Here is a 25,639-nt window from a genome sequence, read left to right as displayed (position 1 = left end):
TGAGGAGTATCAGAGATTTACATTCCTTCTACAATTGCATTTAATGTAGCTGAAGGTCTCATCGCTTCATCAGTTTTGTCAAAATTCGGCTGGTAATAGCCGCCAATATCCTGAGGCTTGCCTTGTGCTCCAATTAATTCTGAATTAATTTTCGCTTCGTTTTCTGCCATTGCTTTTGCGACAGGTCCGAATTTTTGAGAAAGTTCTGCATCTTTGGTTTGCTCTGCTAAAGCTTCTGCCCAGTACATCGCCAAATAAAAGTGGGAACCTCTGTTATCAATGGATCCAACTTTTCTGGAGGGTGATTTATCGTTCGCTAAAAACTTCTCATTAGCTACATCTAAAGCATCGGCTAAAATCTGAGCTTTATCGTTGTGCTGCGTTTGTGCTAAATGCTCCAAACTCGCTTGTAACGCCATAAATTCACCTAAAGAATCCCAACGCAGATAACCTTCGTGGATAAACTGTTCGATGTGTTTTGGTGCAGAACCTCCGGCTCCGGTTTCAAATAATCCACCACCGTTCATCAATGGAACAATGGACAGCATTTTTGCCGATGTTCCTAGTTCCAGAATAGGGAAAAGATCTGTTAAATAATCTCTCAACACATTACCGGAAACTGAAATCGTGTCTAAACCTTTTCTGATTCGATCTAATGTAAAATGCATCGCATCTTCAATATTTAAGATCTGAATATCCAGACCATCAGTATCATAATCTTTCAAATATTTTTCTACTTTTTTGATCATTTCGCGGTCGTGTGCTCTTTGATCATCTAACCAGAAAATTGCGGGAGTATCCGAAAGTCTCGCTCTGTTCACCGCCAGTTTTACCCAGTCCTGAATTGGAGCATCTTTCGTTTGGCACATTCTGAAAATATCGCCTTTCTGAACATCCTGTTCAAGGAATACATGTCCATCCGCATCAGAAACTTTTACCTTTCCATCTGCAGAGATCTGGAATGTTTTATTGTGCGAACCGTATTCTTCAGCCTGTTGCGCCATTAACCCAACATTCGGAACGGAACCGATCGTGGTTACATCCAGCGCACCGTATTTTTTCATATCATCGATCGCCGCCTGATAAAAACCTGCATAATTCCGATCCGGGATCATTGCAATCGTATCTTCTTCCTCACCGGCTTTATTCCACATTTTTCCGCCACCTCTAATCAATGCCGCCATAGAAGCATCAACAATAATATCGGAAGGAACATGGAAATTGGTGATTCCTTTATCGGAATTAACCATTGCAACGGCAGGTCCGTTTTCCATTGCTTTTGCAACTGCTGTTTTAATTTCTTCCTCTTTCGGATCTCCTTTTATTTTTTCAAATAAGTCCTGAAGTCCGTTGTTTGGATTAATATCCAACTCTTTAAACAGGTCGGCATATTTTTCATAAACCTCTTTAAAATAAACCTGAACCATTGCTCCAAAAATGATCGGGTCAGAAACCTTCATCATCGTCGCTTTTAAATGTCCCGAAAGCAAAACGTTTGCAGCTTTGGTTTCTTCCATCGATTTAGCAACAAAACTTTTCAAGGCAGAAATACTCATCACCGAAGAATCGATAATTTCTAAAGCTTTCAATGGGGCCAGACCTTTTAGTTCTTTTACAGAACCGTCATTTCCGAAAAATTCAATTTTAAACTGAGCATCTTTTTCAACCGTAACCGATTTTTCAGTTCCGTAAAAATCGCCTTCGGTCATGTGCAACACTTTCGTTTTAGAATCCGCACTCCAGACTCCCATTCGGTGTGGGTTGGCTTTTGCGTAATTTTTTACAGCTTTCGGCGCTCTTCTGTCAGAATTTCCTTCACGAAGTACCGGATTCACCGCACTTCCCAAAACTTTTGCATATTTTGCTTTTATGGCTTCTTCCTCTGCGTTCTTCGGTTCCGCCGGATAATTTGGCACTGCGAAACCATTTTTCTGCAACTCTGCGATCGCTGCATCTAATTGTGGAGCAGATGCGGAAATATTGGGTAATTTAATAATGTTCGTATCAGGCTTTGTTGCCATTTCTCCAAGTTCTGCCAAAGCATCTTCCACTTTTTGATCTTCATTTAAAAATTCCGGGAAATTGGCTAAAATTCTTGAGGCTAAGGAAATGTCTTTCGGTAAAATTTCGATCGCTGCCATTTTGGTGAACGCTTTTACGATCGGTAAAAAAGAATGAGTGGCCAACATCGGCGCTTCGTCCGTCAAAGTGTAGACGATCTTTGAATTTTCTGACATTATTTTTAATTTTTGTTTAGAATTTAAGAATCACAAATTTACTCAAAATTTAATTTTAATGGGCAATCCCGCCCAAGATTTTCCCGCGGCCTTTTCCAGCGTTAAAAATTTGGCCGGTCCGGGCTCTTCACTGCAATTCCCCGTCTCGGCTCGTCATTCGACGACCCGAGTCTGCGGGATTTCCGTTGCGATCCCTATTGCAGGATTTTGCTTTCATTATAGAAAGGATTCTAATCAAACCAAAAAAAGAACCTTCCAAATCGCTATTCAAAGAAATGAATTAAGATTATTTTAACGTTGCATCTTCCCTGAATGCTTATAATTTCATTAAATTTGAGTTAATAAAATAATTAAAATTATGGCTCATATCTTATTACACGGCGATCCCGTAGAAACAATCGGACATTTACCAGAAGTTGGCAGCACCATCAGAGATTTCAATTTAGTTGATGGAGACTTAAAGTTCAAAACAAACAAAGATTTTGCAAATAAAAAAATGATCCTCAATATCTTCCCAAGTGTCGATACAGGCGTTTGTGCAGCTGCAGCAAGAAAATTCAATGAAAAAGCTTCAGGGCTGGAAAATACAGTGGTTCTAAATATTTCCAAAGATCTGCCTTTCGCTATGAAACGTTTTTGTGCTACCGAAGGTTTAGATAACGTTGTAAATTTATCCGATTTCCGCGGAACTTTTGGCGAAGATTTCGGAGTTATAATGACTGATTCACCAATGCACGGACTTTTAAGCCGCGCCGTGATCGTGACCGATGAAAATGGAAAAGTTGTTTACACAGAACAGGTTCCGGAAATTGCCCAGGAACCCGATTACGAAAAAGCCTTAAATGCATTAAAATAAACTTGAATAAAAATAGTTTTTAAACTTGTCAGTAGTTAAAAACTCGACAGGTTTTTTTTTGAAATTAAATTAGACCTCTTATACAATAAGGAATGAAACGCTCCGGCTCTGCAGATCTGCCTCTTCACTATGGCTATGTTCCCGACTGGCTTTATGAACGAATGTCTAAACTCGGACTTTCCGTAATCGAAGTTTTATTAAGTGATTACGGTAAAGATGAAGTCATTCGCCGCATGAGTGATCCTTTTTGGTTCCAGTGTTTCGGTGCCGTCATGGGAATGGATTGGCATTCTTCCGGTGTTACAACTTCGGTCATGGGCGCTTTAAAAAGGGTCATAAATCCCAACGCTAAAGCTCTCGGAATTTATATTGCAGGCGGAAAGGGAAAGCAATCACTCGCAACTCCCGCCGAATTGATCAAAATTTCTGAAAGCACGGGTTTGAATGGAGCTGAACTGGTACGAGCCAGCAAGCTTTCGGCAAAAGTAGATAATACAGCTGTTCAGGATGGTTATCAATTGTACACGCACAATTTTATGTTGACAGATGAAGGAAAGTGGGCGGTGATTCAGCAAGGGATGAATGTTAAAGATAAAACCGCACGGCGCTATCACTGGCATTCCGAAAATTTAAAATCTTTTATTGAAGAACCACACACCGGAATCGAAGGAGTGAATCAGGGAAAGATCTTAAACCTAACATCCCAAAATGCGAAAGAAAACCGATCCGGGATTTTAGAAATATCGCACACCAATTCCGAAAAAATAATGTCGGATTTTGCACGCTTAATTTTACCCGCTCATCACGATGTTCAGGCGTCCGATGTTGATTTAAAACGTTTGGGTGCTTTACTTTATGTGACCCGCGAAACCCAGCCCGAAAATTTTGAGGAACTTCTATTATTAAAAGGTGTTGGTCCTCGAACACTTCAAAGTTTAGCTTTAGTAAGCGAAGTGATTCACGGTGCGCCTTCACGATTTCAGGATCCTGCGAGATTTTCTTTTGCACACGGCGGCAAAGATGGTCATCCGTTTCCTGTTCCTCTTAAAATTTACGATGAGACGATTTCTATTCTTCAAAAAGGCATTGAGAAATCCAAGCTGGGGAATTCCGATCAGTTAAAATCGGTAGAAAAGCTGCATCAAATAATTGCCCGCGCCGAAGAAAACTTTCAGCCCGACTTTGATATCAATGCCGTGATGGAAGAAGAACGTACAAATTCCTGGAAATACGGCGGTAAAACCGTTTTTGGCGATGCCGAAAAACCTAAAGGACAAAAAGGAATTCAACTCTCCTTATTTTAAAACTAAAGACTTTAAATTTTGAATAAAGCCCTTAGACATATTTACCAACATCCTTTATTTTCGGATGCAGATCTGGAAAAAATTTTCGATGCTCATTCCGAAATTAATATTTTAAAAGGGGAATTTCTCTTAGAAGAAAATGAAATAGCCAACGAATATTATATTGTAGAGAAAGGTTTGGTTCGTGCTTTTGTGAACGATTTCGACAATAATGAATTTACTACAGAATTCTTCACTGAAAATGAAATTGTCATCATTCCTTCTTCACTTTTTCAAAAGATCCCTTCTCTGGAAAATGTCCAAACCTTGACCGATGTAGTTTTATGGAAAATCGATTATGAAGATTTTCAAAAATTATTTCATGAGATTGAAGGTTTTCGGGAGTGGGGCAGAGTCTGGTTTTCGTATCAGCTTTTCAGCGTGAAGCAACGTTCTTTAGAGATGATCACTCAATCTGCTTCCGAAAGATATTTGAAACTTTTGAAAGAAAAACCGCAAATCGTTCAGTTTGCGCCATTAAAACAGATCGCAACTTATCTTGGAATTACCGATACTTCTTTAAGCAGAATTCGAAAAGACATTGTAGAAAGGAAGTGATTCCACTTTTTTAAATCTAAATAAATCATTATGATCAACGTAATCGTTTCTTATACCATTTCTAAAGGCTTTCTAAATACCAACCAACAAAATATTGATCGGTTCTTAGAAGATTTTAGTAATTGGGATCAAAGCAATTTCAGTTATCGGGTTTTGCTGAAAGAAGATGGGCAAACCTTCGTTCATATTTCGAAATACGCCAATGAAAATATTCAGAAAGAGTTATTGAATATTCCTTCTTTTTTAGAGTTTCAAAAACAACGCGACGAAAGTTGTGAGGATATTAATCAGAAAATCGAAGTCCATAATTTTGTTGGAACTTCGGGTGATTTTTGAATTTCTTGTCTTATGGCAAGTTGATTTTGATCTTTTGAATCTAACTTTGGTTTAATCTTAAAAATCAAATCATGGACGAACCAAAATCTCAAAAATTAGAAATTATTATTCCCGCCTACAGAATGCACTCTCAAAGTTTTAACAATGCATTGTCTGGAATCTCGGAAGAAGACGCTTCAAAAAGAATAGAAAAGAAAACCAATCATGTGATCTGGATGACCGGAAATTTAGTGAACTGCCGCTACTGGATGGGAACTTTGCTCGGTCTGGACGACAAAGATCCCAACGAAACTTTATTTACAAAAGGCAGAACCTTAGATGAAAGTCTGAAATATCCCACATTAGAAATACTGAAACAAAATTTTGCAGACATTTCCCCAAAAGTTTATCGAAAGCTTTTAACTGCCTCGGATGAACTTTTGGAGACTTCTTCTCCTATTAATATGAATGTTCCGTTTGTAAAAGAAAACATTCTCAATATCATCGGAATGTGCATCGGTAGAGAAGATTATCTTTTAGGCCAAATTGGTTTAATGCGAAAAATGCTCGATCTGAAAGGATTAACTTATGATATTGATAAGAACTTAAAATACTAAAAACAATATAATAATTTGAAAAACTAAAAATATGGAAAATCAAAGATTTAATCCAGTAGTATGGTTCGAAATCTATGTCGAAGATATGGATCGTGCCACGAAGTTTTATGAAGAAGTGCTGAAAATAAAATTTCACGATATGTCGAATCCCACAGATCAATCTGTTTCTATGAAAGGATTCCCAAGTGCAGATTTTAACTTTGGAGTTTCCGGCGCGTTGGTGCAGATGGAAGGAATGAAAAGTGGCGGCAGTGGAACCATGGTTTATTTTGGGTGCGAAGACTGCAGCACGGAAGAGGGCAGAGTGAGCGATGCCGGCGGAAAAATTTGTCAGCCTAAAACTTCCCTTGGTGAATTCGGATTCTGTACGATCGTTACCGATACAGAAGGCAATAATTTTGGGTTACATTCTATGAAATAGTTCTTGCGGGAAAGATGTTAATCTTAAAAGTTACTTAAGGAAAATTAAAACAAAGATTCAAAATTGATTTTAAAAGTGAAATTTTCAGAATCAATTTTTTTCTCTACTTTTAAATAAAAAAATATGGATCTTATAAAAATTGAAATTACCATCTTAAAAGCCGTAGATAAAGTGTGGGATTATTTTACAAAACCCGACCACATTACCCAATGGAACTTTGCAACCGATGAATGGATCTCTCCAGACGCCGAAAATAACCTAGAGGTTGGTGGAGCATTCAACTATCGTATGGAAACTAAAGACGGAAGTTTCGGTTTTGATTATACGGGCATTTATGATGAAATTATTCCCTTGCAGAAAATCAAATATCATTTGGATGACGGCAGAAAAGTAGAAGTGATTTTCGAAAGTATTGACTCCGATACTACAAAAGTTACCGAAAATTTTGAACCAGATCCGGAACAGCCACCTCAAATGCAACGGGAAGGTTGGTACGGAATCCTGAATAATTTTCACAAGTATGTCGAAAATAATTAGCATTAATAGGACTTGCAGAAAATCCGTTTAATAATTTATCCGTATTTTTAGAAAAATAACTAAATATGGAACCGATAACGATCAACATTACAATTTTAAAACCACTGGAAAAATGCTGGGATTATTTTTATAATGCGAAACACATCGTAAAATGGAATTTTACTACACCCAATTGGCATTGTCCAAAAGCGGTCATCGATTTCCGCGAAGGTGGTCGGTTTGATTACCGTTTGGAGTGCAGAGATAAGAGTTTTGGATATAATTTTTCTGGCATCATCGACGAAATTAAAGATCATGACTATGTAAAAAGCCACTTTGATGATGGCAGGTTGATCGAAGTACATTTTCGCATTATTGATGAAAATACGACAGAAGTTACCCAGATCTTTCAGCCCGAACCTCAATATTCACGGGAAATGCAGCGCACTGGTTGGTACGCAATTTTAGACCGTTTTCATAAATATGTAGAGAATAATTAATTTCTTTATTGCATCCGAAAATACTTCCTTTCCTCAAAAAATTTCAAAATGAATAATAACATATTTCCCTGTCTTTGGTTTGATGGAAACGGAAGTGAGGCTGCAAATTTTTATGCTCAGACTTTTGGTGGAAAAATTACAGCAGACACTCCGGCAGTTGTAAATGTGGATCTATTTGGTCAGCAGATCATGATTCTTAACGGCGGACCACACTTCAGGAAAAATGCCTCCATTTCATTTATGGTTTTATGTGACACTGAGGAAGAAGTTCAAAAATACTGGAATAGTCTCGCATCCGACGGTCTTGTTTTAATGGATCTTGACGTTTATCCCTGGAGTAAGAAATATGGCTGGGTGCGCGATAAATTCGGCGTAACCTGGCAAGTTTACCTGGGCGAAAATTCAGGCGATCAAAAAATAGTTCCTTCGCTCATGTTTATCCACGAAAATAATGGAAAAGCCCTGGAAGCGATGGAATTGTACACCAAAATTTTCCCCGGTTCGAAGATTAATGGCATTTTGAAATATGGCGATGGCGTCGGAAACGAATCGAAGGAGGTCCCTGAAAATATTCAGCACGCAGATTTCAGCATTAATGGCTATACTTTTAATTGTATGGATAGTTCTTTCAATCATCAGTTTGATTTTACCGAAGGAATTTCCCTCGTTGTAATGACCGATGACCAGGAGGAAACCGATCATTTATGGAATTCCTTAACTGCCGATGGTGGCAGAGGATCGATGTGTGGCTGGCTTAAAGATAAATTTGGAGTGAGTTGGCAAATTGTACCCAAAAAATTATTGCAATTGATGAATGGCGAAGACCGGACGAAAGGAATTAAGGTCATGCAAGCCATGATGAACATGAAAAAGATCGTGATCGTTGATTTGGAAAATGCTTAGTGCTCAGCTGAAAAATAAATAAAATTAAAATCGTTATGGAAACTTTAAATTACGAAAAAGTAATTCACGCACCCATTCAAAAAGTTTGGGATCTGCTTTGGAATCAGGAAACTTACAAAGAGTGGACGCAATTCTTTATGCAGGACTCCCAGTTAAAAACGGACTGGAAAATTAACGGCAAAACTTATTTCGTCGATGCGAAAGGCGACGGAATGGTTTCCACCATAAAAAGTTTAAATGAACCTTTTGAAATTGTTTTCAGTCATTTGGGAATGGTTAAAGATGGAGTAGAAGATACTAAAAGTCAGGCCATAAAAGAATGGAGCGGTATGGAAGAAAAATATTTTTTGAGAGCTATCGATGAGAATACTACAGAACTTCGCGCCATTACACACGTTGAGAAAAATGCCATCGATTATATAAATACGGGTTTCAATAAAGGTTTTGAACTTATTAAAGATTTAGCAGAAAATTCCTGAATTTTCATGAAATTACTTTTCATCATTGCTTTCACATTTGGTCTCACTCTTTTGGCAACAAAGCTATTTGAAGGAAACTGGAATTTTCTCTTTGCCGGTAATTTAGGAATGTCAGTATTTCTGCTTTTTACAGGATTCGCGCATTTCAAATTTCAAAAAAGGAATGGCAATGATGATTCCAGATTTTTTTCCTGCCAAAATATTTCTGGTCTACCTTACTGGAACGCTCGAAATAGGTGCAGCAATTGGTTTAATGATCGCGCCTTTGCGGGAAATTACAGCGATTTTACTGATTCTATTTTTTATTCTGATATTTTTTGCGAACATTAATTCATCCCGAAGAAAAATCAATATTTACAAAGGAGATTTCACGTGTCCGGGAATGAAATATCTTTACACAGAGCGAGTTCCCATGCAGATCATTCTTATATTCTGGACTTTGTTATTTGGAATTTATTTGAATTAAATTTCTTCTCGAAAGCAGCTTTTCAAATTTCTAAAATAATTTTAAACCTATTTAAAGTAAAACAAATCTTCCTTCGTCTTCAACATTATGGACGTGGAAGTTATCGATATGTCACAACGTGAAAAAGACAGTCTCATTGCAAAAACCGTAAAAAATTATGGTGGTAAACTGCTGTCTTTTATTCGTCCGAAAGTGAATAATGCCGAAGATGCTGAAGATATTTTGCAGGAAGTCTGGTATCAGTTCAGCAACCTGACCAATATTTCCGAAATTATAAATATAAGTGGTTGGCTTTACACGGTTTCGAGAAACAAGATCACTGACAGTTATCGTAAGAAAAAGACGGAGAATCTGGAGGATTTCGTTTATGAAAATGAAGACGGAAGCTTCTCCATCAAAGATATTCTGCTTTTAGATGATTCTGAAAACCCGGAGCTGCTGGCTTTCCGGGAAGAAGTTTGGCAGGAATTATTTTCCGCGCTGGATGAACTTCCACAGAAACAGCGTCTCGCCTTTATGGAGAGTGAGATTGAAGGAAAAAAGCTACAGGAAATTGCAGATGAACAGGGAGAAAACATCAAAACGATCATCAGTAGAAAGAACTATGCGGTGAAACATTTGAGAAAAAGAATGACGATTTTGTACGAAGATTTAAACGAATAAAAAAAAGAAAATGAAAAATAACTTCAAAGGTAAAATGGCGCTGTTCGCATTGCTCGCGATTGCGATGTTTTTTGCAGTTTCGGCGGTTGTAATGGAACTTTGGAACTGTCTGCTGCCGGATATTTTAGGCGTAAAGGCAATCACGTACTGGCAGGCGGTTGGAATTTTAGTTTTGTCTAAAATTCTCTTCGGCGGATTTAGTGGACGGAAAGGTTTCGGAAGTGAAAAATTTCGGAAATTTAAGGAAGAAAGAATGAACGGAATGTCGGATGAACAAAAAGAAAAATTTAAAGCAGCATGGAAACAACGGTGTGAACGCGGTTTCTTTCGGGATAAATGTTAAATAAAACTATTGTTACAAATAATGGAAACGGGCTTTTGTCCGTTTTTTTTATGCTTGAAAATTAGTTTGATTAAAACTTGAAAAATAATTATCGTGACTGTTTTCTTTAAAGTAAAATTGAAAAAGATTCGTCTTCCTGTAAAAAGATATGGTAATTACCAACCGACTTTAAAGTAAAACAGAAGTTGAGTCGTCTCTATAAAAAGAAATCGTTCTTCAATACAAAAAAAATATATTTAAAGTAAAAACGAGATCGACTCGTCTATCATAAAAAGAATATTAAAAAGTAAAATTTAAAAAAATGAAAAATTCAAGTTTAAAAGGTGCATTCAGTGCATTAGCAGTTGTAGGAGTTGCTTTGGCAGTTAAAAAAATGGCAGAAAGAAAAAAAGCCATGAAAGCAATACTCGCAGAATACGACATCAAAGGTAGAACTCCTTTTGCATTTGCTGACAAAATTAGAGAACTCGATGATGAAAAGTATGCAGAATTAAAAGGCAGGATCAAAGAAAAATTTGCCTCAAACCGATGCTGCAAAAGAGTTTGGAAAGAAGAAAAAGCAGAAGCATAAACTTCTTCCAGGTAACTAAGTTATTTTTGAGCGGAAAGATTTATTCTTTCCGTTTTTATTTTGCAGAAATTTTAAAATACTTATTTTTGTTTTTCGGCTTTAAGAATGAAGAACTACTATTATTTTCTCGGCGTAAAAGAAGATGCTTCAGATGAAGACATTAAAAAAGCCTACCGAAAATTATCCTTAAAATATCATCCCGATAAAAATGAGAACGACGATTTTTTCGCTCATCGTTTTATGGAAATTCACGAAGCCTACGAAATGTTGGGCGATGCGGAGAAACGCAGGATTTACGACGATAATTTAGGACATCAACAACGAAGTTACAGACCAGCTTCGCCCCCTTTTATCAAAACTTTTTCAGCCAGCAGGATTCGGGTAAAGAATGGAGAGGAAGTGATTGTCACGTGGCAAACAAATAATGCTGACATTGTGAAGATCCTGCCTTTTGGGCTGGAAAAAGGTTACGGCGAAAGAACCTTCAAAATTAATGAATTTAAAGACGGTAAATTCAACATATTACTTCACGCCACCAATTCGCTCCTCAATAAAACCGTGGTTCGCGGCATCACTATTACCGAAGTTTTCGATAACGACAAAGAAAAATTTCGAAATGAGGTTGAAGATTTATTTAAACCGCAAAAACCTTCCAGAACAAATCCGGGCAGACAATCGAAATCTCTGCAGCTGCTTTTGGCGCTTATTTTTGTTGTTGTTGCCATTTTACTTTTGGTGAAAGCGTTTTCAAATTAAGTTAGAGAAAGAATTCTACTTGAGATTAATTTAAAAGTCTGGGAAGATTTCAGTTAATTTTTTATTATTGAAGCAATTCTATTTACTACATTATAACTTTCTTTTTTTTTCAGAAAATGTGATAAAGTATTCCACATTAAAGGCACGATGGTTTGATTAAGATTTAAAATATGGATTCAATGTAACCATCTCAAATTAAGAAAGCGATAAAATCTATCGATTTAGGTGAGATATATCAATTGGAATTTTGGTAAAAAGGTGTATTTTTACGAACCTCTATTTCAAAATAAAATCTAGTAAAAATATATGGACACCACACAATTTGTTAACCGCCATATTTCTTTAAATGAAGCCGATATACAGGCAATGTTAGAGAAAGTTGGCGTTGCGGATATGGATGAATTAATCGCTCAAACCATTCCTGATTCAATTCGATTAGAAAAAGATTTAGACATTTCTCCCGCGCTTTCAGAGTATGAAATGTTGGCGCATTCTAAGGATTTGGCTTCTAAGAATATAATGTTCGATAATTATATTGGATTTGGCTACAACAATGTTATTTTACCAAGTGCAATTCAGCGTAATATTCTCGAAAATCCTTCATGGTATACCGCTTACACGCCTTATCAGGCAGAAATCGCACAGGGAAGGTTAGAAGCTTTGCTGAATTTTCAAACCGTAGTTTGCGATTTAACAGGTTTTAAATTAGCCAATGCCTCTTTGTTAGATGAATCTACAGCAGCGGCAGAAGCCATGCATATGTTTTTTGAAAGCCGTACAAAACCACAGAAAAAATCTGGTGCTCAGAAATTTTTCGTTTCCGACTTGGTTTTACCTCAAACAATTGCAGTTTTAAAAACAAAAGCCGAAGGTTTAGGGATCGATATCATTATTGGTAACTACAAGAACCACCAGTTTAACGATTCTTATTTCGGCGTTTTATTACAATATCCGGGTAAAAACGGGATCATCATCGATTACACCGAAAATATTGTTTACTATAAAGAACACGATCTACAGGTCGTTGTTGCTTGTGATCCAATGGCTTTGGTGAAATTAAAATCTCCTGCAGATATGGGCGCTGACTGCGCGGTTGGGACAACACAGCGTTTTGGAATTCCAATGGGTTACGGTGGTCCTCACGCTGCTTTTTTTGCCTGTAAAGATGATTATAAAAGAGATCTTCCGGGGAGAATTATAGGTGTTTCCCAGGATATTTACGGAAAGCGTGCTTTGAGAATGGCTTTGCAGACTCGCGAGCAACACATTAAAAGAGAAAAAGCAACTTCAAATATTTGTACTGCTCAGGTTCTTTTGGCTGTAATGGCTGGAATGTACGCGGTTTATCACGGACCGAAAGGTTTAAATTTTATCGCTGATCAAATTCATTTCAAAGCAAATGCTTTGCACGATGGTTTAAAAATGTTAGGTTACGATATTGTTGATGAACCCATTTTTGATACTATCAAGTTTAGAATTCATGAAGAAGAGAAGAATTCCTTGATGCGCTTGATGCGTGATCACCGTATTAATCTGAATTATTATTCTGAAGGTTTTGTAAGTATTTCTTTAAACGAAACTTCTACAATGACAAAACTACAGGTTTTATTTGATGCTTTTGCGCAGTTTAAAGACAAGCAAAGTTTCAAATTAGTCATTAAAGAGGAAATCCAGATCCCAACGGAATCGTTGCGAACCGATGCTATTTTGACGGATGATGTTTTCAATAAATACCACACTGAAACAGAATTGATGCGTTACATTAAACGCTTAGAAAGAAAAGATCTGTCCTTAACACATTCCATGATCTCTCTCGGATCCTGTACCATGAAATTAAATGCAGCGACTCAAATGTTGCCGCTTTCCTGGGCAGAATGGGGCAGTGTTCATCCTTATGTTCCTACTGAACAAGCGGGAGGATATCAAATTTTGATTAAAGAATTAGAAAAAGATTTAGCAGAAATTACCGGATTTGCCGGAACTTCTTTGCAGCCAAATTCTGGCGCGCAGGGAGAATATGCTGGTTTAATGGTGATTCGCGAGTATCATAAATCCCGCGGAGAAGGACATCGAAATATTGCACTGATCCCACAATCTGCACATGGAACAAATCCAGCTTCCGCAGTAATTGCGGGAATGAAAGTTGTGGTTGTAAAAAATCTGGAAAATGGCGAAATTGATTTCGCAGATTTAAAAGAAAAAGCAGAACTGCACAGCGATAATCTTTCTGCGATCATGATTACCTATCCGTCAACTTATGGTTTATTTGATGTAAATATTAAAGAAATTACGAAACTCATTCACGAACACGGAGGTCAGGTTTATATGGATGGGGCGAATATGAATGCCCAGGTTGGTTACACAAGTCCCGGGAATATTGGAGCCGATGTTTGTCACCTTAACTTACACAAAACCTTCGCTATTCCTCATGGTGGCGGCGGTCCTGGAGTTGGTCCTATCTGCGTTGCAGAACATTTGGTTAAATTTTTACCAACCAATCCAAATATCAAAATTGGAACAAAAGAATCCATTGAGGCAATTTCCGGAGCGCCTTATGGTTCCAGTTTGGTTCTCAATATTTCTTACGCATACATCAAAATGCTCGGAACTTCGGGGTTGATGAAAGCAACCGCTCACGCGATCTTAAACGCCAATTATTTAAAAGAAGTTTTGGCTCCACATTATCCAATTTTATACGCTAACGCCAATAACAGAGTGGCACATGAATGTATCATCGATTTCCGACAGTTTAAATCAATCGGAATTGAAGTTGCAGACGTTGCGAAAAGATTAATGGATTATGGTTTCCACGCACCAACAGTGAGTTTTCCTGTTGCCGGAACCATGATGATCGAGCCTACAGAATCTGAAAGTAAGCGCGAATTAGACCGTTTTGCGGAAGCAATGATCTCTATTAAAAAAGAAATTGATGAGATCGCCAACGGTGACGCAGATGAGACAAATAATGTTTTAAAAAATGCACCGCATACCGAACAGGTTGTTATTTCTGATTCCTGGGACAGACCTTACAGCCGGGAAAAAGCTGCTTATCCTTTAGATTGGGTTCGGGAACACAAGTTCTTTGCAACCGTTTCGCGGGTAGATGAAGCGTATGGCGACCGTAATCTGGTTTGTACGTGTGCTCCGATTGAAAGTTATATGGATTAATTTAGAACTTTTATAAAAATAGCAATCCCCTTCATTTTTGAAGGGGATTTTTTTGTGCTTGAAAAATTTCTGGTTTCTTTTTATTAATTGTTTTTACATTTAACGGTTTGCGTATTGGCGTTGGTGTGGCTTTAATACGAAAACTTTCTTATTATAAATTAGTCTTCGCTATATCTAAAAAGGTTAAACTTACGATTCATCCGCACTATTGCCAATATGATGTTAGCAGAAGTGCTTCTACTTTATTTGTCTTTTATCATCATTAATTTTGATTGGATTTTGTCTTCCATCAAAAATATCACTTATGATAATAAGTTCATCTTCAGTTCTATATATGACTTTATAATTTCCACAAACTAAATATCTATGATTCTGATTTAGTTTTTGTAAATTAAATTCAATTTGCCCGGACCTTGGATTTTCAAGCAGTTGTTTTGCTGAATCGAGAATTTCTTTGCGAATTTTATGCGCTACTTTCTTATTTGCTTTTTTGGAATAGAAATCAAAAATACTTTTCAAATTTTCAATAGCAAAATCTGTCCATATTATTTTCATCTCTACCAATTTGCAGATAATTTTTCGAGGTCTTCTTGTGATTTAAATTTTCCAGATCTAAAATCTTGTTCTGATTTTTCTATCCTATTAATTAATTCCTCAGAAGTAAAAGGTCTGAATTCGGAATGATCTTCGTTTTCAAACCTTTTCAGAATATAATTTTCAATTTTCTCAAAGAAAATTTCATCCTGCAATTGAGCAAGATATGTGATCAAATTTAATTTTCTAGTTTCCAAATTCATTATAAAATATTTGAATCAAAGTTAATAATAAATTTTAAACTCTTGAATTTGTACGAGGTCTTTCTAGCATTTCTGCTAACTTGTAAATATGTCCTACAGAGTCACACAAATACACCCAATTTCAGCATGATTTGCCTGATAAATATAATCCTTTATTATCTACTAAATATACTAAATAGTTATTATATGATTTATCTAAAAAGATTTAAATCAAAAAAAATCCCAAATCGAAGTTTGGGATTTTTTTGTCACAAATTAATGGACTGATTTTTACTCTTTAATAAACTTAGTAGAATAAGAAACTCCATTCGTATTCGTTACAGTTACGAGATAAGTTCCTGTTTTTAAATTTTCCAAATTAATAAGTGCGTCTGTCAAATCTTTATCTAAAACAGTTTGTCCCGCAATATTGTGAATAGTAACATGAGAAATTTTTTCACCAGCTGGAAGACTGAAATTCAGAATATTTTTTACAGGGTTCGGATATACAGCGATTTTTCCTTTGGTAACAGAACTTACGGCCATATTTGCCTCGTTCAATTTGATATTATCAATATACGCATCTCCACTATAATTGTCATGCAGAAAATTTAATCCAACCAAATCTAATTGGGAAAAGTTGGGCGTAGTATATATAATTGCATCGTTGATAAAATATTTGATTTCTGTTGCAGAAATCTTCATGGTCACCTTATACCATTGATTTGGTTGCCAGGAAAAACCAGTATCTTCCATGTCGAAATCACTGCTCGCGAGGGCGAATAAATTTCCGGAATGATCGAAAGCTAAATCAAAAACCGGAGAAAACTCTTGATCGTTTGTAATTCCGTAAGAAGCCATTTCGAAATTTGAACCATCAGTTTCTGTCACCAATGCATCAAAAGAGACAGTGGCATCTTGATAATCTAAAGATTGTGTAAACGATTTTTGTGCTCCTATTATCGGAAAAAACTGGGGCTCGTAATCCACTTCGTACGAATTTTTAAAGGAATAGATTCCCGCGCTGAATTTTTCATTTGATATTACTTGATTGGTGATGAAATTTCCGTTACCATCGTCGGTAACCTGCCAGGAATTTTGATCTCTAATATCGCCAAGTTGATACCCTTCAGAAGTTTCAAAGGAGATCACATTTTGTGCGGAAATGGTGGCGCAGAATAGTGCTGCAGCTAAAAAATATAAGTTCTTCATAAAATAATTTTTACAATTATAAACAATTAATTTTAATCTGTCTTCAATAGAATTAATTGTTTTTTTTGTACCAATTTTTTTGTTTTATTTTTCTTTATTTTTGGCTAATGATGCTCAACCAACTTTTCACCAATCAACGTACCGGTCAAAACGCCGCAACTGCAGCTTCGAGAACAGATTTTCAGCGGGATTTTGATCGCATTATTTTTTCTGCGGCTTTTCGTCGTTTGCAAAATAAAACGCAGGTTTTTCCGCTTCCCGGTAGTGTTTTTGTGCACAACCGTTTAACGCATTCTTTGGAGGTTTCCTCTGTGGGTCGAAGTTTAGGAAGTGTTATCGGTGAATTTATTTTCAAAAATTACGAAAATGAATTAGATGAAAATGCAAAAGACTTTTACAAGCATCAACTTCAAAATGTAATTGCCGCTGCCTGTCTTTGTCACGATGTGGGCAATCCCGCTTTTGGACATTCCGGCGAAGATGCGATTGCCAGTTATTTCGAAAAGAATGAAAAAGATTTAAAGCATAAATTTTCCGAAAAAGAATGGGCAGATCTGGTTAATTTCGAAGGAAATGCCAACGCAATAAGAGTTTTGACCCATCAGCAGAATGGCAAAGATGAAGGCGGAACTCAGCTTACTTATACGACGTTAGCAAGTATTGCAAAATATCCCTGTGAAGCGATTGCTAAAAAGAAAAGAATTATTCATCGCAAGAAATTCGGATTTTTTCAGAATGAAAAAGAGACTTTTCTTGACATTGCAAAATCAGTGAATCTGGCGCAGGAAAGCGCGGAACCGACTATCTTTAAAAGACATCCTTTTGTTTGGTTGGTAGAAGCTGCCGATGATATTTGCTATAATATTATTGATATGGAAGATGCGCATCGATTGGGAATCGTATCGACTTCTGATTGTGAAAATCTTTTCTTCGAACTCATCAAATCAGAAAATTCAAACACGAAAAGGGTAGAGGAGAAATTGGTTAATCTTACGAATGCGAACGAAAGAATTTCTTATTTAAGAGCAAAAGTGATCAATGCTTTGATCAATAAATCTATTGAACTTTATCAAACTAATTTCACTAAAATTTTAGCTGGAAATCTAGACAAAGCTTTACTCGATATTTATAAGTCCGAAAATAAATCTCTGCAGGAGATCGAAAGCTTCTCTATCGAAAAGATCTACGGTCACAAAGCCGTCATCGAGATCGAAAATGCGGGATATAATGTAATGAATGAATTGCTCGATCATTTTATTCCGCCCATTTTAAAAGAGAAATCTACTCGAAAATCTTATGATAGAATGGCCTTAAAATTATTGCCGCAACAGTTTATTTATGAAGATGGAAGCGATTACCAAAAGGTTTTAGGCGTTATTGATTTCGTTTCCGGCATGACCGATAATTTCGCTACTGATCTTTACCGGAAAATTAAAGGAATTGATATTGGAATGACGATGTAATTAAATGTTGAAATTATTCAGCAAAAATTCTGTACTGAACATGAAGATGGAAAATGATTTTGAACACAAATTTACCTGTCGGATCGATTGTCTCTCAAAATTATAATATTAATGCAGTTCCTAATCATAACCCCTTTAAAAACAGTATTTTCCCTCTGTAGATAAGGTGTTTTAACCTTTTAAAATTGCATGTCTCGTTTTTTTATTTATCTTTATAACAAATCAGTACAATAACTGGCTGATCAAATTTAATAACCATATAAAAATTAAAACATGGCATTTTTAGGAGCTATAATCTTCTTCGGACTTATTGTTTTGTTTGCTTCATTCTTTACAGTGAAACAGGCAACTGCAGCGATCGTTGAGCGTTTAGGGAAATTTCACGTCGTTCGCCAATCAGGACTTCATTTAAAAATTCCGTTTATCGATCAGGTTGCAAAACGTATGAATCTGAGAATTCAACAGTTAGATGTAATCATCGATACCAAAACTTTAGATAACGTTTTTATCAGAATGAAAGTTTCTGTACAGTACCAGGTAATCGCTTCGCAGGTTGCAGATTCATTTTACCGATTAGAAAACCCGGAAAATCAAATTACCTCTTATGTTTTTGATGTCGTAAGAGCAGAAGTTCCAAAATTGAAACTGGATGATGTTTTTGTTCGGAAAGATGACGTCGCGATCGCGGTGAAAGGTGAACTTCAGGAAGCCATGCAAAGTTATGGTTACGATATCATTAAAGCATTGGTTACCGACATTGATCCAGATGAGCAGGTGAAGCATGCGATGAACAGGATTAATGCGGCAGAACGGGAAAAAACGGCGGCAGAATACGAATCTGAAGCGCAAAAAATTAGAATTGTAGCTGTTGCAAAAGCAGAAGCAGAATCCAAGAAATTGCAAGGTCAAGGTATCGCCGATCAACGTCGTGAAATCGCCGCTGGTTTGGTAGAATCTGTGAAGATGTTGAACGAAGCAAACATTAACGCACAGGAAGCCTCAGCGTTAATTGTGGTAACACAGCATTATGACACGCTTCAGGCAATTGGTGCAACGAACAAAAGCAGTTTGGTCTTATTGCCAAATTCGCCTAATGCAGCCAATTCAATGTTAAATGATTTAATGGTTTCGATGGCAGCAACTCAAAAAATGGATGATGTAAAGTAATATTTTTACGTTTAGATATTTATATACCAACTTTTCGGAGTTGGTTTTTTTATTTGCCATAAACTGTTTATATTCTTCTTGAATCAGCATTGATACAGAAAAAAATAACATATTTTCGCAAAAAACAATTATGAGAAAAATCAATTTTTTCGCGCTGATTGCGCTCTCTTCAGTTCTAACTTCTTGCGCAGTTAATGTTCCTATGAATGCTGAATACATACAAAAGCCCTCCAAAGTCGGAATTTTCGTAAATGTGACCGATCCGCAAAAATACCGTGAAGGTTCTCAGGGATTATTAGACCTGGCAGTGACTTCCGGAGATAAATATCAACCTCTTTTGGATTTGGCAAAAATGAATATTGATCCAAAGCAGGAATTAATCAATATTTATTCAGAAACCTTAAAAGCAAAAGGAAAAGAAGTGGTCATAATAGACGAAAATTTCGAAGCTAAAACTGCAGTTAAATTTAAAGGTGACAAAGTTGAAGGCAAAAAATATTACAATTATGATCTGCGAAATTTAAAGGATAAATATGGAGTTGATGACGTAGTTTTTGTAAATTTAAACTGGGGATTGATCATTAGTTATTACAGCATGATCGAAACAGGAAGATCTGGCTATGCGTATTTGAGTAACAACGTAGTTAATTTAACCGACAATTCTCTTTACTTCGCGAATGATAATTTGCAAACTTCAATCATCAAAAGAAAATGGAATACGCCACCTAACTTTGAAATTGCAATGGGCAAAATTAAGAAGTCCGTAGATAAAGCGATCGTAGTGGAACGAGATGTTTTTAAATAAATTTTCACAAAATAGTAAAGCCCGAAATTAATTTCGGGCTTTTTTTATGTTTTAAATTTTTGATTTCCAATTTCAAAAATTGAAATTTATCAATTGGTTTTTTATACTGATCTAATTTAGATCTCCATTCAGATCACTGTTTAACTTGCTGTTTCTGTAGCCATAAGAAAAATAGATCACCATTCCAATTCCGAACCAAACCAGGAACCAGAACCAGTTGTTATGGCTCATTCCTGTTAGTAAATAGAGGCAGGAACTTAAACCCATTAAAGGGATGAGGGACAAATTTTTCAGGATCGTTAAAACACAGAGTCCTAAATTAATAATAATGAAAAAGACCATGGAAATTCTAAATTCGCCTTCCGTAGGATGATTCCAATCCAGCAAAGTCTGGAAAAATTCCGGCTGCCACCAATAGAAGAATGCTAATCCACCCAGAAAAATAAATGGAAAAATAATTTTTGAGTTAACGTAAGGCATGTGAAATCTTCCGGGTAATTTTTCCTTTGCGGGAAGTAGTAAAACTCCACCACAAACCAAGACAAAGGCGAAAATAGTTCCGATACTTGTGAAATCCAGAATGAAGGATTTGTCTGTAAACAATATTGGAACTCCAACCACAATTCCAGTTGCGATCGTTGCATAAGACGGTGTATTGAATTTCGGATGAATGGTCATGAATTTTTTCGGCATTAAACCATCCCGACTCATTGCGTACCAAATTCTGGGTTGTCCCATCTGGAACACCAACAATACGGTAGTAATAGCAATAATTGCTACAAAAGAAACTGTTAATTCCATCCAGGGAAGGTTAGCGTTGGATTTTTCGAATATAAATGAAAGAGGATCTCCCACACCGTCAAATTTTCTATAATCGACCATTCCGGTAAGAACCAGCGTTAAAATAATATAAATTACGGTACATAAAACCAGGGATATGATCATTCCACGCGGTAAGTTTTTTTGAGGATCTTTTGTTTCCTCTGATAAAACACTTAAAGCATCAAAACCGATATAGGCGAAAAATACTCCGGAAACCGCGCTCATTACTCCGGCAAAACCATTTGGCATAAAGGAAGAAATATTTGTTTCTGGATTGATCGGTGCCCAGTTATCTACATTGATATATGCAATACCGACTAAAATGATCAGAATAATAACAGCCAGTTTCATGAGCACTAAAATGTTATTGAAATTTTTACTCTCACGAACGCCACGATAAACCAGCCAGGTAATTAGTCCGTTGATCACCAAAGCGGGAACATCAAGAATAATTCTTAAATTTCCAATAATTGGAGCATTTTTCCAGGCATTAAGAAGTTCTAAATTTTTAGAGCCATTTAAAACTGCTTTATGAGCTTCCGGATAGCTGCAGGTTAAATATTCTGGAATAAAAACACCGATCCTTCCCATAAAACTGGTGAAATAATCACTCCAGGAAAAGGCAACATAAATATTTCCAAAAGAATATTCCATGATCAAAGCCCAACCGATTATCCAGGCGATTAATTCTCCGAAACTCGCGTAGGCATAGGTATAAGCCGAACCTGCGGTGGGAATTCTGCTTGCAAACTCTGCATAACAAAGTGCTGTAAAACCACAGGCAAATCCACAGATGATATATAAAATAATAACGCCGGGACCACCGCGAAAAACGGCTTCTCCCAAACTGCTAAAACTTCCGGCGCCAATAATTGCTGCAATTCCAAAAAACACGATATCCCAAACGCCTAAAACACGTAATAAACCGGATGGATGATCATTTTTATTATAGTTCTTTCTTCGGAATAGCTGATTCATATTAATTTTAATTTACACAAATGTAAAAGAAAATTTGATAAAATTTAATTTTTTTTAGGATCGATATACTAAAATAGAGGTAATGCGGGTTATAAATAATGGCTTATTTTTGCTAAAAATTTATATTGAATGCGGAATTTCTCTGTTTTACTTTTTCTCTTTTCCTTCCTTTCCGGATTTGCTCAATCGGTAAATCTTTTTAATCCTGCAGATAATGTTGCCTATCCAGCGCAACTGTATTTTTGTGGTACAGAAACTTTCAATTTAAAAGTCGATGCTGTAGCTTCTTCAACCGGAGATTATGCAATCATTAAAGATCCGCCATCCAACTATCCGCTTACTCCAGGTGGAACTGCAATTAATTTTGCCGCTACCGACACTAATAAATTTAGCAATGCCATTCCGATTGGTTTTAATTTTAGTTTTTATGGTAAAACATACACTAAGGTAGTCGCGGGAAGTAATGGAAGGTTGGTTTTTACAAACAGCTCAGAGTTAGATAATCTTAACGATATCAATATTTATAAAGACCGTACTTTTAGCGGTGTTGCAAACTATAATACCTATTCTAAATTACCTTCAACCGATTATAATAAAGTGTATAAAAGTAATCCATCACAGGAACTTAATTTGGCGCAGATCTTTTTCGGTTACACGGATTTGATCTCGCGCCCCCAAAATAACAGTATTACTTACCTTTATAAAAGTGTTACTGTTGGCGGATTTAATGCTCTTTTAATTTCCTACCAAAAACAAATTTGGACGAACGGAACAGGTGGTTTTTCCAGCGTTAGCTATAACAGCAGTATTCTATTGGTAGAAGATGGTAGAATTATCGTGTATGTTAACAATAAAACGGAAAATACCTACAACGCAATTTTAGGCATTCAAAACGATGATGCTTCAAAGTTTAAAGTTCCTGCCCATAGCAGTCCGCTGACGTCGGATTATAATAACGGACCTTGGAAAGATGAAGGAGTCGCCTGGATTTTTAAACCGAATGAAAATCTGACCCCTCAATTTAAATGGTTTCGAAACGCAACTTTGTTAGGAGAAACTACGAACACTTTATCCGGCTTCGCACCGAATAATGGTGATATTCTTAAAGTTGAAGTCCGATATTTTGATTCCAGCGGTGTACAAAGTGGAAATGCGGTTACAGATCAGGTTACCTTTAAAAACATTGCTAAACCTACTATTTCTTCAAACAGTGGCGGCGGTTGTGTAAGTGGAGTGACGTTAAGTGTTCCAAATGATCCGGATCTTAATTTCCAATGGTTTCGTGTGGGAAATACAGCTGTTTTAGGATCTGGAAATACTTTTTACGCCAATCAAACCGGTAGTTATTTTGTACGCTCTTCCAGGAAAACTTTGCCCGTTTGTTTCGTAGATGCTGATGCTGTTCCAGTCAATTTAAATTCAACAATCCCCGGATTTAATGTGAATAATGTCACTTTTGATTATTGTGATAATTCAGCTTCTGCATCCAGAACAATTAATTTATACGATTATTATCCGCAAGGATCTACTTACAGTTTAATTTTTTCGGAGGGTGGAAATGCAATTACAGATCCTGCCAATTTTATTATTTCGGCAAATACGATCCGAAACATAAATATTTCTGTAAACGATCCAGCGTCGGGTTGTTCGATCAATCAAAATTTTGCAATTCGTTTTGATTCGCTTCCAACGGTGATCAATAATTTGCCAAAGAAATTTTGTTTTGGAGAAACTTCCGTAGATGTTTCACAATATCTTCAGGATTTAGCGGGAGTTAATTTTTCGATTTTTGATTATCAGTTTTCCACGAATGGTACGACTTATTCCACCAATTCGGTGATCAATCCAAAACAATTTTCAAAAATTTGGGTAAAAATAACTCCAAAGAATCCTGCCAATACCACATGTTCCGCAATCTCTACCCTTATTTTTACAGAAGATTTTAAAGTCCTGGCGAATGCTCCTATAACGCAATTAGCCCCTCAATGTGCAAGTTCAACGCAAACTTTTAATCTGGCATCCTTAATTCCCGAAATTAATTCTGATCCTAATGTTACCGTAACTTTTCACACTAATCCTGCCGATGCAGAAAACGGAAATAATGCAGTAAATAATAATTTTAGAAGTGGATCGGGTTCTACCAATTTGTACATTCGTGTTGTTAATAATGTAACTGGTTGCGTTTCTCCGGATCATCCAACGATCACACTTTTGGTTTATAGCAAACCTAATGTGATCAATAGTATCATTAGTAAAGCAAACTGTGCCGGAAATTCTATTTTTAATTTAACGCAAAATCTTAATTTATTAACAGATGCAGTTGCACCAGTAACGGTAACACTGGAGTATTATTCAACGAATGGAACTTTTTTAACGGCGAGTCAAATCAGTAATTACGATGCAAATACTTTTGGAGTAAGTCCTACTATCAAAGTGATTTACAACACGACCTGTAGCGATACTATTACTTTCAATTTATCCTATAATCCGAAACCAGTTGCGAAAACTGCGCAAATCTTAATTTGTGCAGAATTGAATTACTCCTTACAGAATTTCCAGAATTCAGTCATCAGTAATCCGGCAAATTATACATTTACCGATGATGCAGGAAATCCACTTCCAAACAGTTTTGATGTTTCGATATTGCCGAAAACAATACGATTTTTAATTAAGGATAATACTACCGGATGTCTTTCAGATGTTCAAACCCTAACTTTTGCAAAAGGAGGAAATTCCGTTTTGCTCAATACTTCCGCAGATATGGAGAAATGTGATACCGATTTCGACGGTAAAATTTCTTTTAATTTGGATGATGTAAAAACGACTTTTACAGCAGATCCTGCGGCAACCTTCGAATATTTTAAAGATGCAGGATTTACTCAATTGATCACTTCAAATTACACGAATGAAACTGCTTTTGCGCAGAAAGTTTATGTCAGAATCACACTTCCTGGATTTTGTCCGTCAACAGGAGAAATCAACCTGAAAGTCAATATTCCTTCAAAATCTTCGACGCTTTTAGATAAATATTTTATCTGCTACGGCGAAACGATTACCGTTGATGCCGGTCCTGAAAATGTAAGCTGGAAATGGAGTACAGGTGAAACTACGCAAACCGTTGATTTTACGAAAGCTGGAAATTATTCCGTTGTACTTACTAACGCTGATGGATGTTTCTACACGCATTCTTTTATTATTTCTGATGAAAATCAACCTAAAATCGAAGTTATCAATCAAACCAATACTTCCATTGAAGTCATTGCAAATGGTGGTGTAAAACCATACAGGTATTATTTTAATGGAATTCCACAGAATTCTAATATTCTACAAAATCCAACGGCTTCTTCTTATGAAATTCAGGTTGAGTCGGCGACAGGATGTTTCGGTCCGCCGAAAACAGTTTATTTTATTAAGATCAACAACGCCTTCACCCCAAATTCAGATGGAATTAATGATGTCTGGAAGATCGAAAATTTAGATAAAATGGAGCGTGTTTCGCTTGTGATTGTAAACCGGGCTGGAACTAAAGTTTTCGAGTCAACAAATCCTAAGAAAACGGATTGGGACGGTAAGCAGAATGGCCGTCCATTACCAACTTCTTCTTATTGGTATTTAGTTTCCTGGTATGATTCGGTTACGCAAAAAACGGAGCAGCGACAAGGCTGGATCTTGTTGAAAAACAGGAATTAGAGAGATAATATTTT

The 25,639-nt window shown here is 36.5% G+C and carries 25 protein-coding genes; 20 read left to right on the top strand and 5 right to left on the bottom strand.

The genetic code is table 11. The annotated features are described in order from the left end of the window. Positions 1 to 17: 17 nt before the first annotated feature. Positions 18 to 2,237, bottom strand: coding sequence for an NADP-dependent isocitrate dehydrogenase (locus tag ACZ9HT_RS08260; protein WP_476039999.1), 2,220 nt, complete (start codon positions 2,235 to 2,237; stop codon positions 18 to 20). A gap of 358 nt (positions 2,238 to 2,595) precedes the next feature. Between ACZ9HT_RS08260 and tpx the strand changes: the two genes are divergently transcribed. The 16 genes from tpx (at position 2,596) to gcvP (ending at position 14,712) form a co-directional block, all read left to right on the top strand. After that, positions 2,596 to 3,093: a thiol peroxidase gene (gene tpx, locus ACZ9HT_RS08255; RefSeq protein WP_476039998.1), complete on the top strand. Its 498-nt coding sequence runs from the start codon at positions 2,596 to 2,598 to the stop codon at positions 3,091 to 3,093. Between the two features lie 92 nt (positions 3,094 to 3,185). Beyond that, positions 3,186 to 4,397, top strand: coding sequence for a DUF763 domain-containing protein (locus ACZ9HT_RS08250; RefSeq protein WP_476039997.1), 1,212 nt, complete (start codon positions 3,186 to 3,188; stop codon positions 4,395 to 4,397). A gap of 15 nt (positions 4,398 to 4,412) precedes the next feature. Further along, on the top strand, positions 4,413 to 4,994 hold the full coding sequence (locus tag ACZ9HT_RS08245) for a Crp/Fnr family transcriptional regulator (protein ID WP_476040222.1): 582 nt from the start codon (positions 4,413 to 4,415) through the stop codon (positions 4,992 to 4,994). A gap of 30 nt (positions 4,995 to 5,024) precedes the next feature. Beyond that, positions 5,025 to 5,330, top strand: a complete 306-nt coding sequence (locus tag ACZ9HT_RS08240) for a hypothetical protein (protein WP_476039996.1) — start codon at positions 5,025 to 5,027, stop codon at positions 5,328 to 5,330. A gap of 71 nt (positions 5,331 to 5,401) precedes the next feature. Further along, entirely contained in the window at positions 5,402 to 5,926 is a 525-nt protein-coding gene (locus ACZ9HT_RS08235; RefSeq protein WP_476039995.1) for a DinB family protein, read from the top strand. Positions 5,927 to 5,957: 31 nt separating this feature from the next. Further along, positions 5,958 to 6,347, top strand: coding sequence for a VOC family protein (locus tag ACZ9HT_RS08230; RefSeq protein ID WP_476039994.1), 390 nt, complete (start codon positions 5,958 to 5,960; stop codon positions 6,345 to 6,347). 123 nt (positions 6,348 to 6,470) lie between these two features. Continuing rightward, positions 6,471 to 6,884, top strand: coding sequence for an SRPBCC domain-containing protein (locus tag ACZ9HT_RS08225; protein WP_476039993.1), 414 nt, complete (start codon positions 6,471 to 6,473; stop codon positions 6,882 to 6,884). Positions 6,885 to 6,949: 65 nt separating this feature from the next. After that, the gene (locus ACZ9HT_RS08220; protein WP_476039992.1) at positions 6,950 to 7,363 is read left to right on the top strand and encodes an SRPBCC domain-containing protein; all 414 of its coding nucleotides are present in this window, start codon (positions 6,950 to 6,952) and stop codon (positions 7,361 to 7,363) included. Positions 7,364 to 7,411: 48 nt separating this feature from the next. After that, positions 7,412 to 8,266 (top strand): VOC family protein, encoded by an 855-nt coding sequence (locus ACZ9HT_RS08215; protein WP_476039991.1) that lies wholly within the window; start codon positions 7,412 to 7,414, stop codon positions 8,264 to 8,266. Between the two features lie 35 nt (positions 8,267 to 8,301). Further along, on the top strand, positions 8,302 to 8,745 hold the full coding sequence (locus ACZ9HT_RS08210) for an SRPBCC family protein (RefSeq protein ID WP_476039990.1): 444 nt from the start codon (positions 8,302 to 8,304) through the stop codon (positions 8,743 to 8,745). Between the two features lie 169 nt (positions 8,746 to 8,914). Further along, the gene (locus ACZ9HT_RS08205; RefSeq protein WP_476039989.1) at positions 8,915 to 9,211 is read left to right on the top strand and encodes a DoxX family protein; all 297 of its coding nucleotides are present in this window, start codon (positions 8,915 to 8,917) and stop codon (positions 9,209 to 9,211) included. Positions 9,212 to 9,298: 87 nt separating this feature from the next. After that, positions 9,299 to 9,874 (top strand): RNA polymerase sigma factor, encoded by a 576-nt coding sequence (locus ACZ9HT_RS08200; protein ID WP_476039988.1) that lies wholly within the window; start codon positions 9,299 to 9,301, stop codon positions 9,872 to 9,874. 10 nt (positions 9,875 to 9,884) lie between these two features. Then, positions 9,885 to 10,217, top strand: a complete 333-nt coding sequence (locus ACZ9HT_RS08195) for a hypothetical protein (protein WP_476039987.1) — start codon at positions 9,885 to 9,887, stop codon at positions 10,215 to 10,217. Between the two features lie 301 nt (positions 10,218 to 10,518). Then, complete coding sequence (locus tag ACZ9HT_RS08190; protein WP_476039986.1) at positions 10,519 to 10,788, top strand: hypothetical protein; 270 nt, start codon at positions 10,519 to 10,521, stop codon at positions 10,786 to 10,788. A gap of 105 nt (positions 10,789 to 10,893) precedes the next feature. Beyond that, a complete protein-coding gene (locus ACZ9HT_RS08185; protein WP_476039985.1) occupies positions 10,894 to 11,544 on the top strand; it encodes a J domain-containing protein in 651 nt (216 codons plus the stop codon). A 306-nt stretch (positions 11,545 to 11,850) separates the two neighbouring features. Then, complete coding sequence (gene gcvP / locus ACZ9HT_RS08180) at positions 11,851 to 14,712, top strand: aminomethyl-transferring glycine dehydrogenase (protein WP_476039984.1); 2,862 nt, start codon at positions 11,851 to 11,853, stop codon at positions 14,710 to 14,712. A 237-nt stretch (positions 14,713 to 14,949) separates the two neighbouring features. Here the strand turns inward: gcvP and ACZ9HT_RS08175 are convergent, their stop codons facing one another. The 3 genes from ACZ9HT_RS08175 to ACZ9HT_RS08165 all read right to left on the bottom strand — a co-directional run bounded on the left by ACZ9HT_RS08175 (position 14,950) and on the right by ACZ9HT_RS08165 (position 16,700). Beyond that, the gene (locus ACZ9HT_RS08175; protein WP_476039983.1) at positions 14,950 to 15,267 is read right to left on the bottom strand and encodes a type II toxin-antitoxin system RelE/ParE family toxin; all 318 of its coding nucleotides are present in this window, start codon (positions 15,265 to 15,267) and stop codon (positions 14,950 to 14,952) included. 2 nt (positions 15,268 to 15,269) lie between these two features. Further along, the gene (locus ACZ9HT_RS08170; protein WP_476039982.1) at positions 15,270 to 15,509 is read right to left on the bottom strand and encodes a hypothetical protein; all 240 of its coding nucleotides are present in this window, start codon (positions 15,507 to 15,509) and stop codon (positions 15,270 to 15,272) included. A 270-nt stretch (positions 15,510 to 15,779) separates the two neighbouring features. Continuing rightward, on the bottom strand, positions 15,780 to 16,700 hold the full coding sequence (locus ACZ9HT_RS08165) for a T9SS type A sorting domain-containing protein (RefSeq protein WP_476039981.1): 921 nt from the start codon (positions 16,698 to 16,700) through the stop codon (positions 15,780 to 15,782). Between the two features lie 107 nt (positions 16,701 to 16,807). Between ACZ9HT_RS08165 and ACZ9HT_RS08160 the strand changes: the two genes are divergently transcribed. The 3 genes from ACZ9HT_RS08160 to ACZ9HT_RS08150 all read left to right on the top strand — a co-directional run bounded on the left by ACZ9HT_RS08160 (position 16,808) and on the right by ACZ9HT_RS08150 (position 20,135). After that, complete coding sequence (locus ACZ9HT_RS08160) at positions 16,808 to 18,163, top strand: deoxyguanosinetriphosphate triphosphohydrolase (protein ID WP_476039980.1); 1,356 nt, start codon at positions 16,808 to 16,810, stop codon at positions 18,161 to 18,163. A 273-nt stretch (positions 18,164 to 18,436) separates the two neighbouring features. Continuing rightward, a complete protein-coding gene (locus ACZ9HT_RS08155) occupies positions 18,437 to 19,330 on the top strand; it encodes an SPFH domain-containing protein (protein ID WP_476039979.1) in 894 nt (297 codons plus the stop codon). A gap of 130 nt (positions 19,331 to 19,460) precedes the next feature. Beyond that, positions 19,461 to 20,135 carry a hypothetical protein gene (locus ACZ9HT_RS08150; protein ID WP_476039978.1) on the top strand — a complete coding sequence of 225 codons (675 nt, stop codon included), beginning with the start codon at positions 19,461 to 19,463 and terminating at the stop codon, positions 20,133 to 20,135. A gap of 111 nt (positions 20,136 to 20,246) precedes the next feature. Here the strand turns inward: ACZ9HT_RS08150 and ACZ9HT_RS08145 are convergent, their stop codons facing one another. Continuing rightward, a complete protein-coding gene (locus ACZ9HT_RS08145) occupies positions 20,247 to 21,935 on the bottom strand; it encodes an APC family permease (protein ID WP_476039977.1) in 1,689 nt (562 codons plus the stop codon). Between the two features lie 129 nt (positions 21,936 to 22,064). Between ACZ9HT_RS08145 and ACZ9HT_RS08140 the strand changes: the two genes are divergently transcribed. Beyond that, positions 22,065 to 25,625 (top strand): T9SS type B sorting domain-containing protein, encoded by a 3,561-nt coding sequence (locus ACZ9HT_RS08140; RefSeq protein WP_476039976.1) that lies wholly within the window; start codon positions 22,065 to 22,067, stop codon positions 25,623 to 25,625. The last annotated feature ends 14 nt before the right edge of the window (positions 25,626 to 25,639 follow it).

It is taken from the genome of Chryseobacterium sp. UYP7, assembly GCF_056279225.1.
Note: the sequence above shows the minus strand (reverse complement) of the source record. Positions and strands in the feature narration are given on the sequence as shown.

Bases quoted from the DNA above. Each gene is read 5' to 3' on its own strand.
- ACZ9HT_RS08260 (WP_476039999.1), bottom strand. From the start codon at position 2,237: ATGTCAGAAAATTCAAAGATCGTCTACACTTTGACGGACGAAGCGCCG.
- tpx (WP_476039998.1), top strand. From the start codon at position 2,596: ATGGCTCATATCTTATTACACGGCGATCCCGTAGAAACAATCGGACAT.
- ACZ9HT_RS08250 (WP_476039997.1), top strand. From the start codon at position 3,186: ATGAAACGCTCCGGCTCTGCAGATCTGCCTCTTCACTATGGCTATGTT.
- ACZ9HT_RS08240 (WP_476039996.1), top strand. From the start codon at position 5,025: ATGATCAACGTAATCGTTTCTTATACCATTTCTAAAGGCTTTCTAAAT.
- ACZ9HT_RS08235 (WP_476039995.1), top strand. From the start codon at position 5,402: ATGGACGAACCAAAATCTCAAAAATTAGAAATTATTATTCCCGCCTAC.
- ACZ9HT_RS08230 (WP_476039994.1), top strand. From the start codon at position 5,958: ATGGAAAATCAAAGATTTAATCCAGTAGTATGGTTCGAAATCTATGTC.
- ACZ9HT_RS08225 (WP_476039993.1), top strand. From the start codon at position 6,471: ATGGATCTTATAAAAATTGAAATTACCATCTTAAAAGCCGTAGATAAA.
- ACZ9HT_RS08220 (WP_476039992.1), top strand. From the start codon at position 6,950: ATGGAACCGATAACGATCAACATTACAATTTTAAAACCACTGGAAAAA.
- ACZ9HT_RS08215 (WP_476039991.1), top strand. From the start codon at position 7,412: ATGAATAATAACATATTTCCCTGTCTTTGGTTTGATGGAAACGGAAGT.
- ACZ9HT_RS08210 (WP_476039990.1), top strand. From the start codon at position 8,302: ATGGAAACTTTAAATTACGAAAAAGTAATTCACGCACCCATTCAAAAA.
- ACZ9HT_RS08205 (WP_476039989.1), top strand. From the start codon at position 8,915: ATGATGATTCCAGATTTTTTTCCTGCCAAAATATTTCTGGTCTACCTT.
- ACZ9HT_RS08200 (WP_476039988.1), top strand. From the start codon at position 9,299: ATGGACGTGGAAGTTATCGATATGTCACAACGTGAAAAAGACAGTCTC.
- ACZ9HT_RS08195 (WP_476039987.1), top strand. From the start codon at position 9,885: ATGAAAAATAACTTCAAAGGTAAAATGGCGCTGTTCGCATTGCTCGCG.
- ACZ9HT_RS08190 (WP_476039986.1), top strand. From the start codon at position 10,519: ATGAAAAATTCAAGTTTAAAAGGTGCATTCAGTGCATTAGCAGTTGTA.
- ACZ9HT_RS08185 (WP_476039985.1), top strand. From the start codon at position 10,894: ATGAAGAACTACTATTATTTTCTCGGCGTAAAAGAAGATGCTTCAGAT.
- gcvP (WP_476039984.1), top strand. From the start codon at position 11,851: ATGGACACCACACAATTTGTTAACCGCCATATTTCTTTAAATGAAGCC.
- ACZ9HT_RS08175 (WP_476039983.1), bottom strand. From the start codon at position 15,267: ATGAAAATAATATGGACAGATTTTGCTATTGAAAATTTGAAAAGTATT.
- ACZ9HT_RS08170 (WP_476039982.1), bottom strand. From the start codon at position 15,509: ATGAATTTGGAAACTAGAAAATTAAATTTGATCACATATCTTGCTCAA.
- ACZ9HT_RS08165 (WP_476039981.1), bottom strand. From the start codon at position 16,700: ATGAAGAACTTATATTTTTTAGCTGCAGCACTATTCTGCGCCACCATT.
- ACZ9HT_RS08160 (WP_476039980.1), top strand. From the start codon at position 16,808: ATGATGCTCAACCAACTTTTCACCAATCAACGTACCGGTCAAAACGCC.
- ACZ9HT_RS08155 (WP_476039979.1), top strand. From the start codon at position 18,437: ATGGCATTTTTAGGAGCTATAATCTTCTTCGGACTTATTGTTTTGTTT.
- ACZ9HT_RS08150 (WP_476039978.1), top strand. From the start codon at position 19,461: ATGAGAAAAATCAATTTTTTCGCGCTGATTGCGCTCTCTTCAGTTCTA.
- ACZ9HT_RS08145 (WP_476039977.1), bottom strand. From the start codon at position 21,935: ATGAATCAGCTATTCCGAAGAAAGAACTATAATAAAAATGATCATCCA.
- ACZ9HT_RS08140 (WP_476039976.1), top strand. From the start codon at position 22,065: ATGCGGAATTTCTCTGTTTTACTTTTTCTCTTTTCCTTCCTTTCCGGA.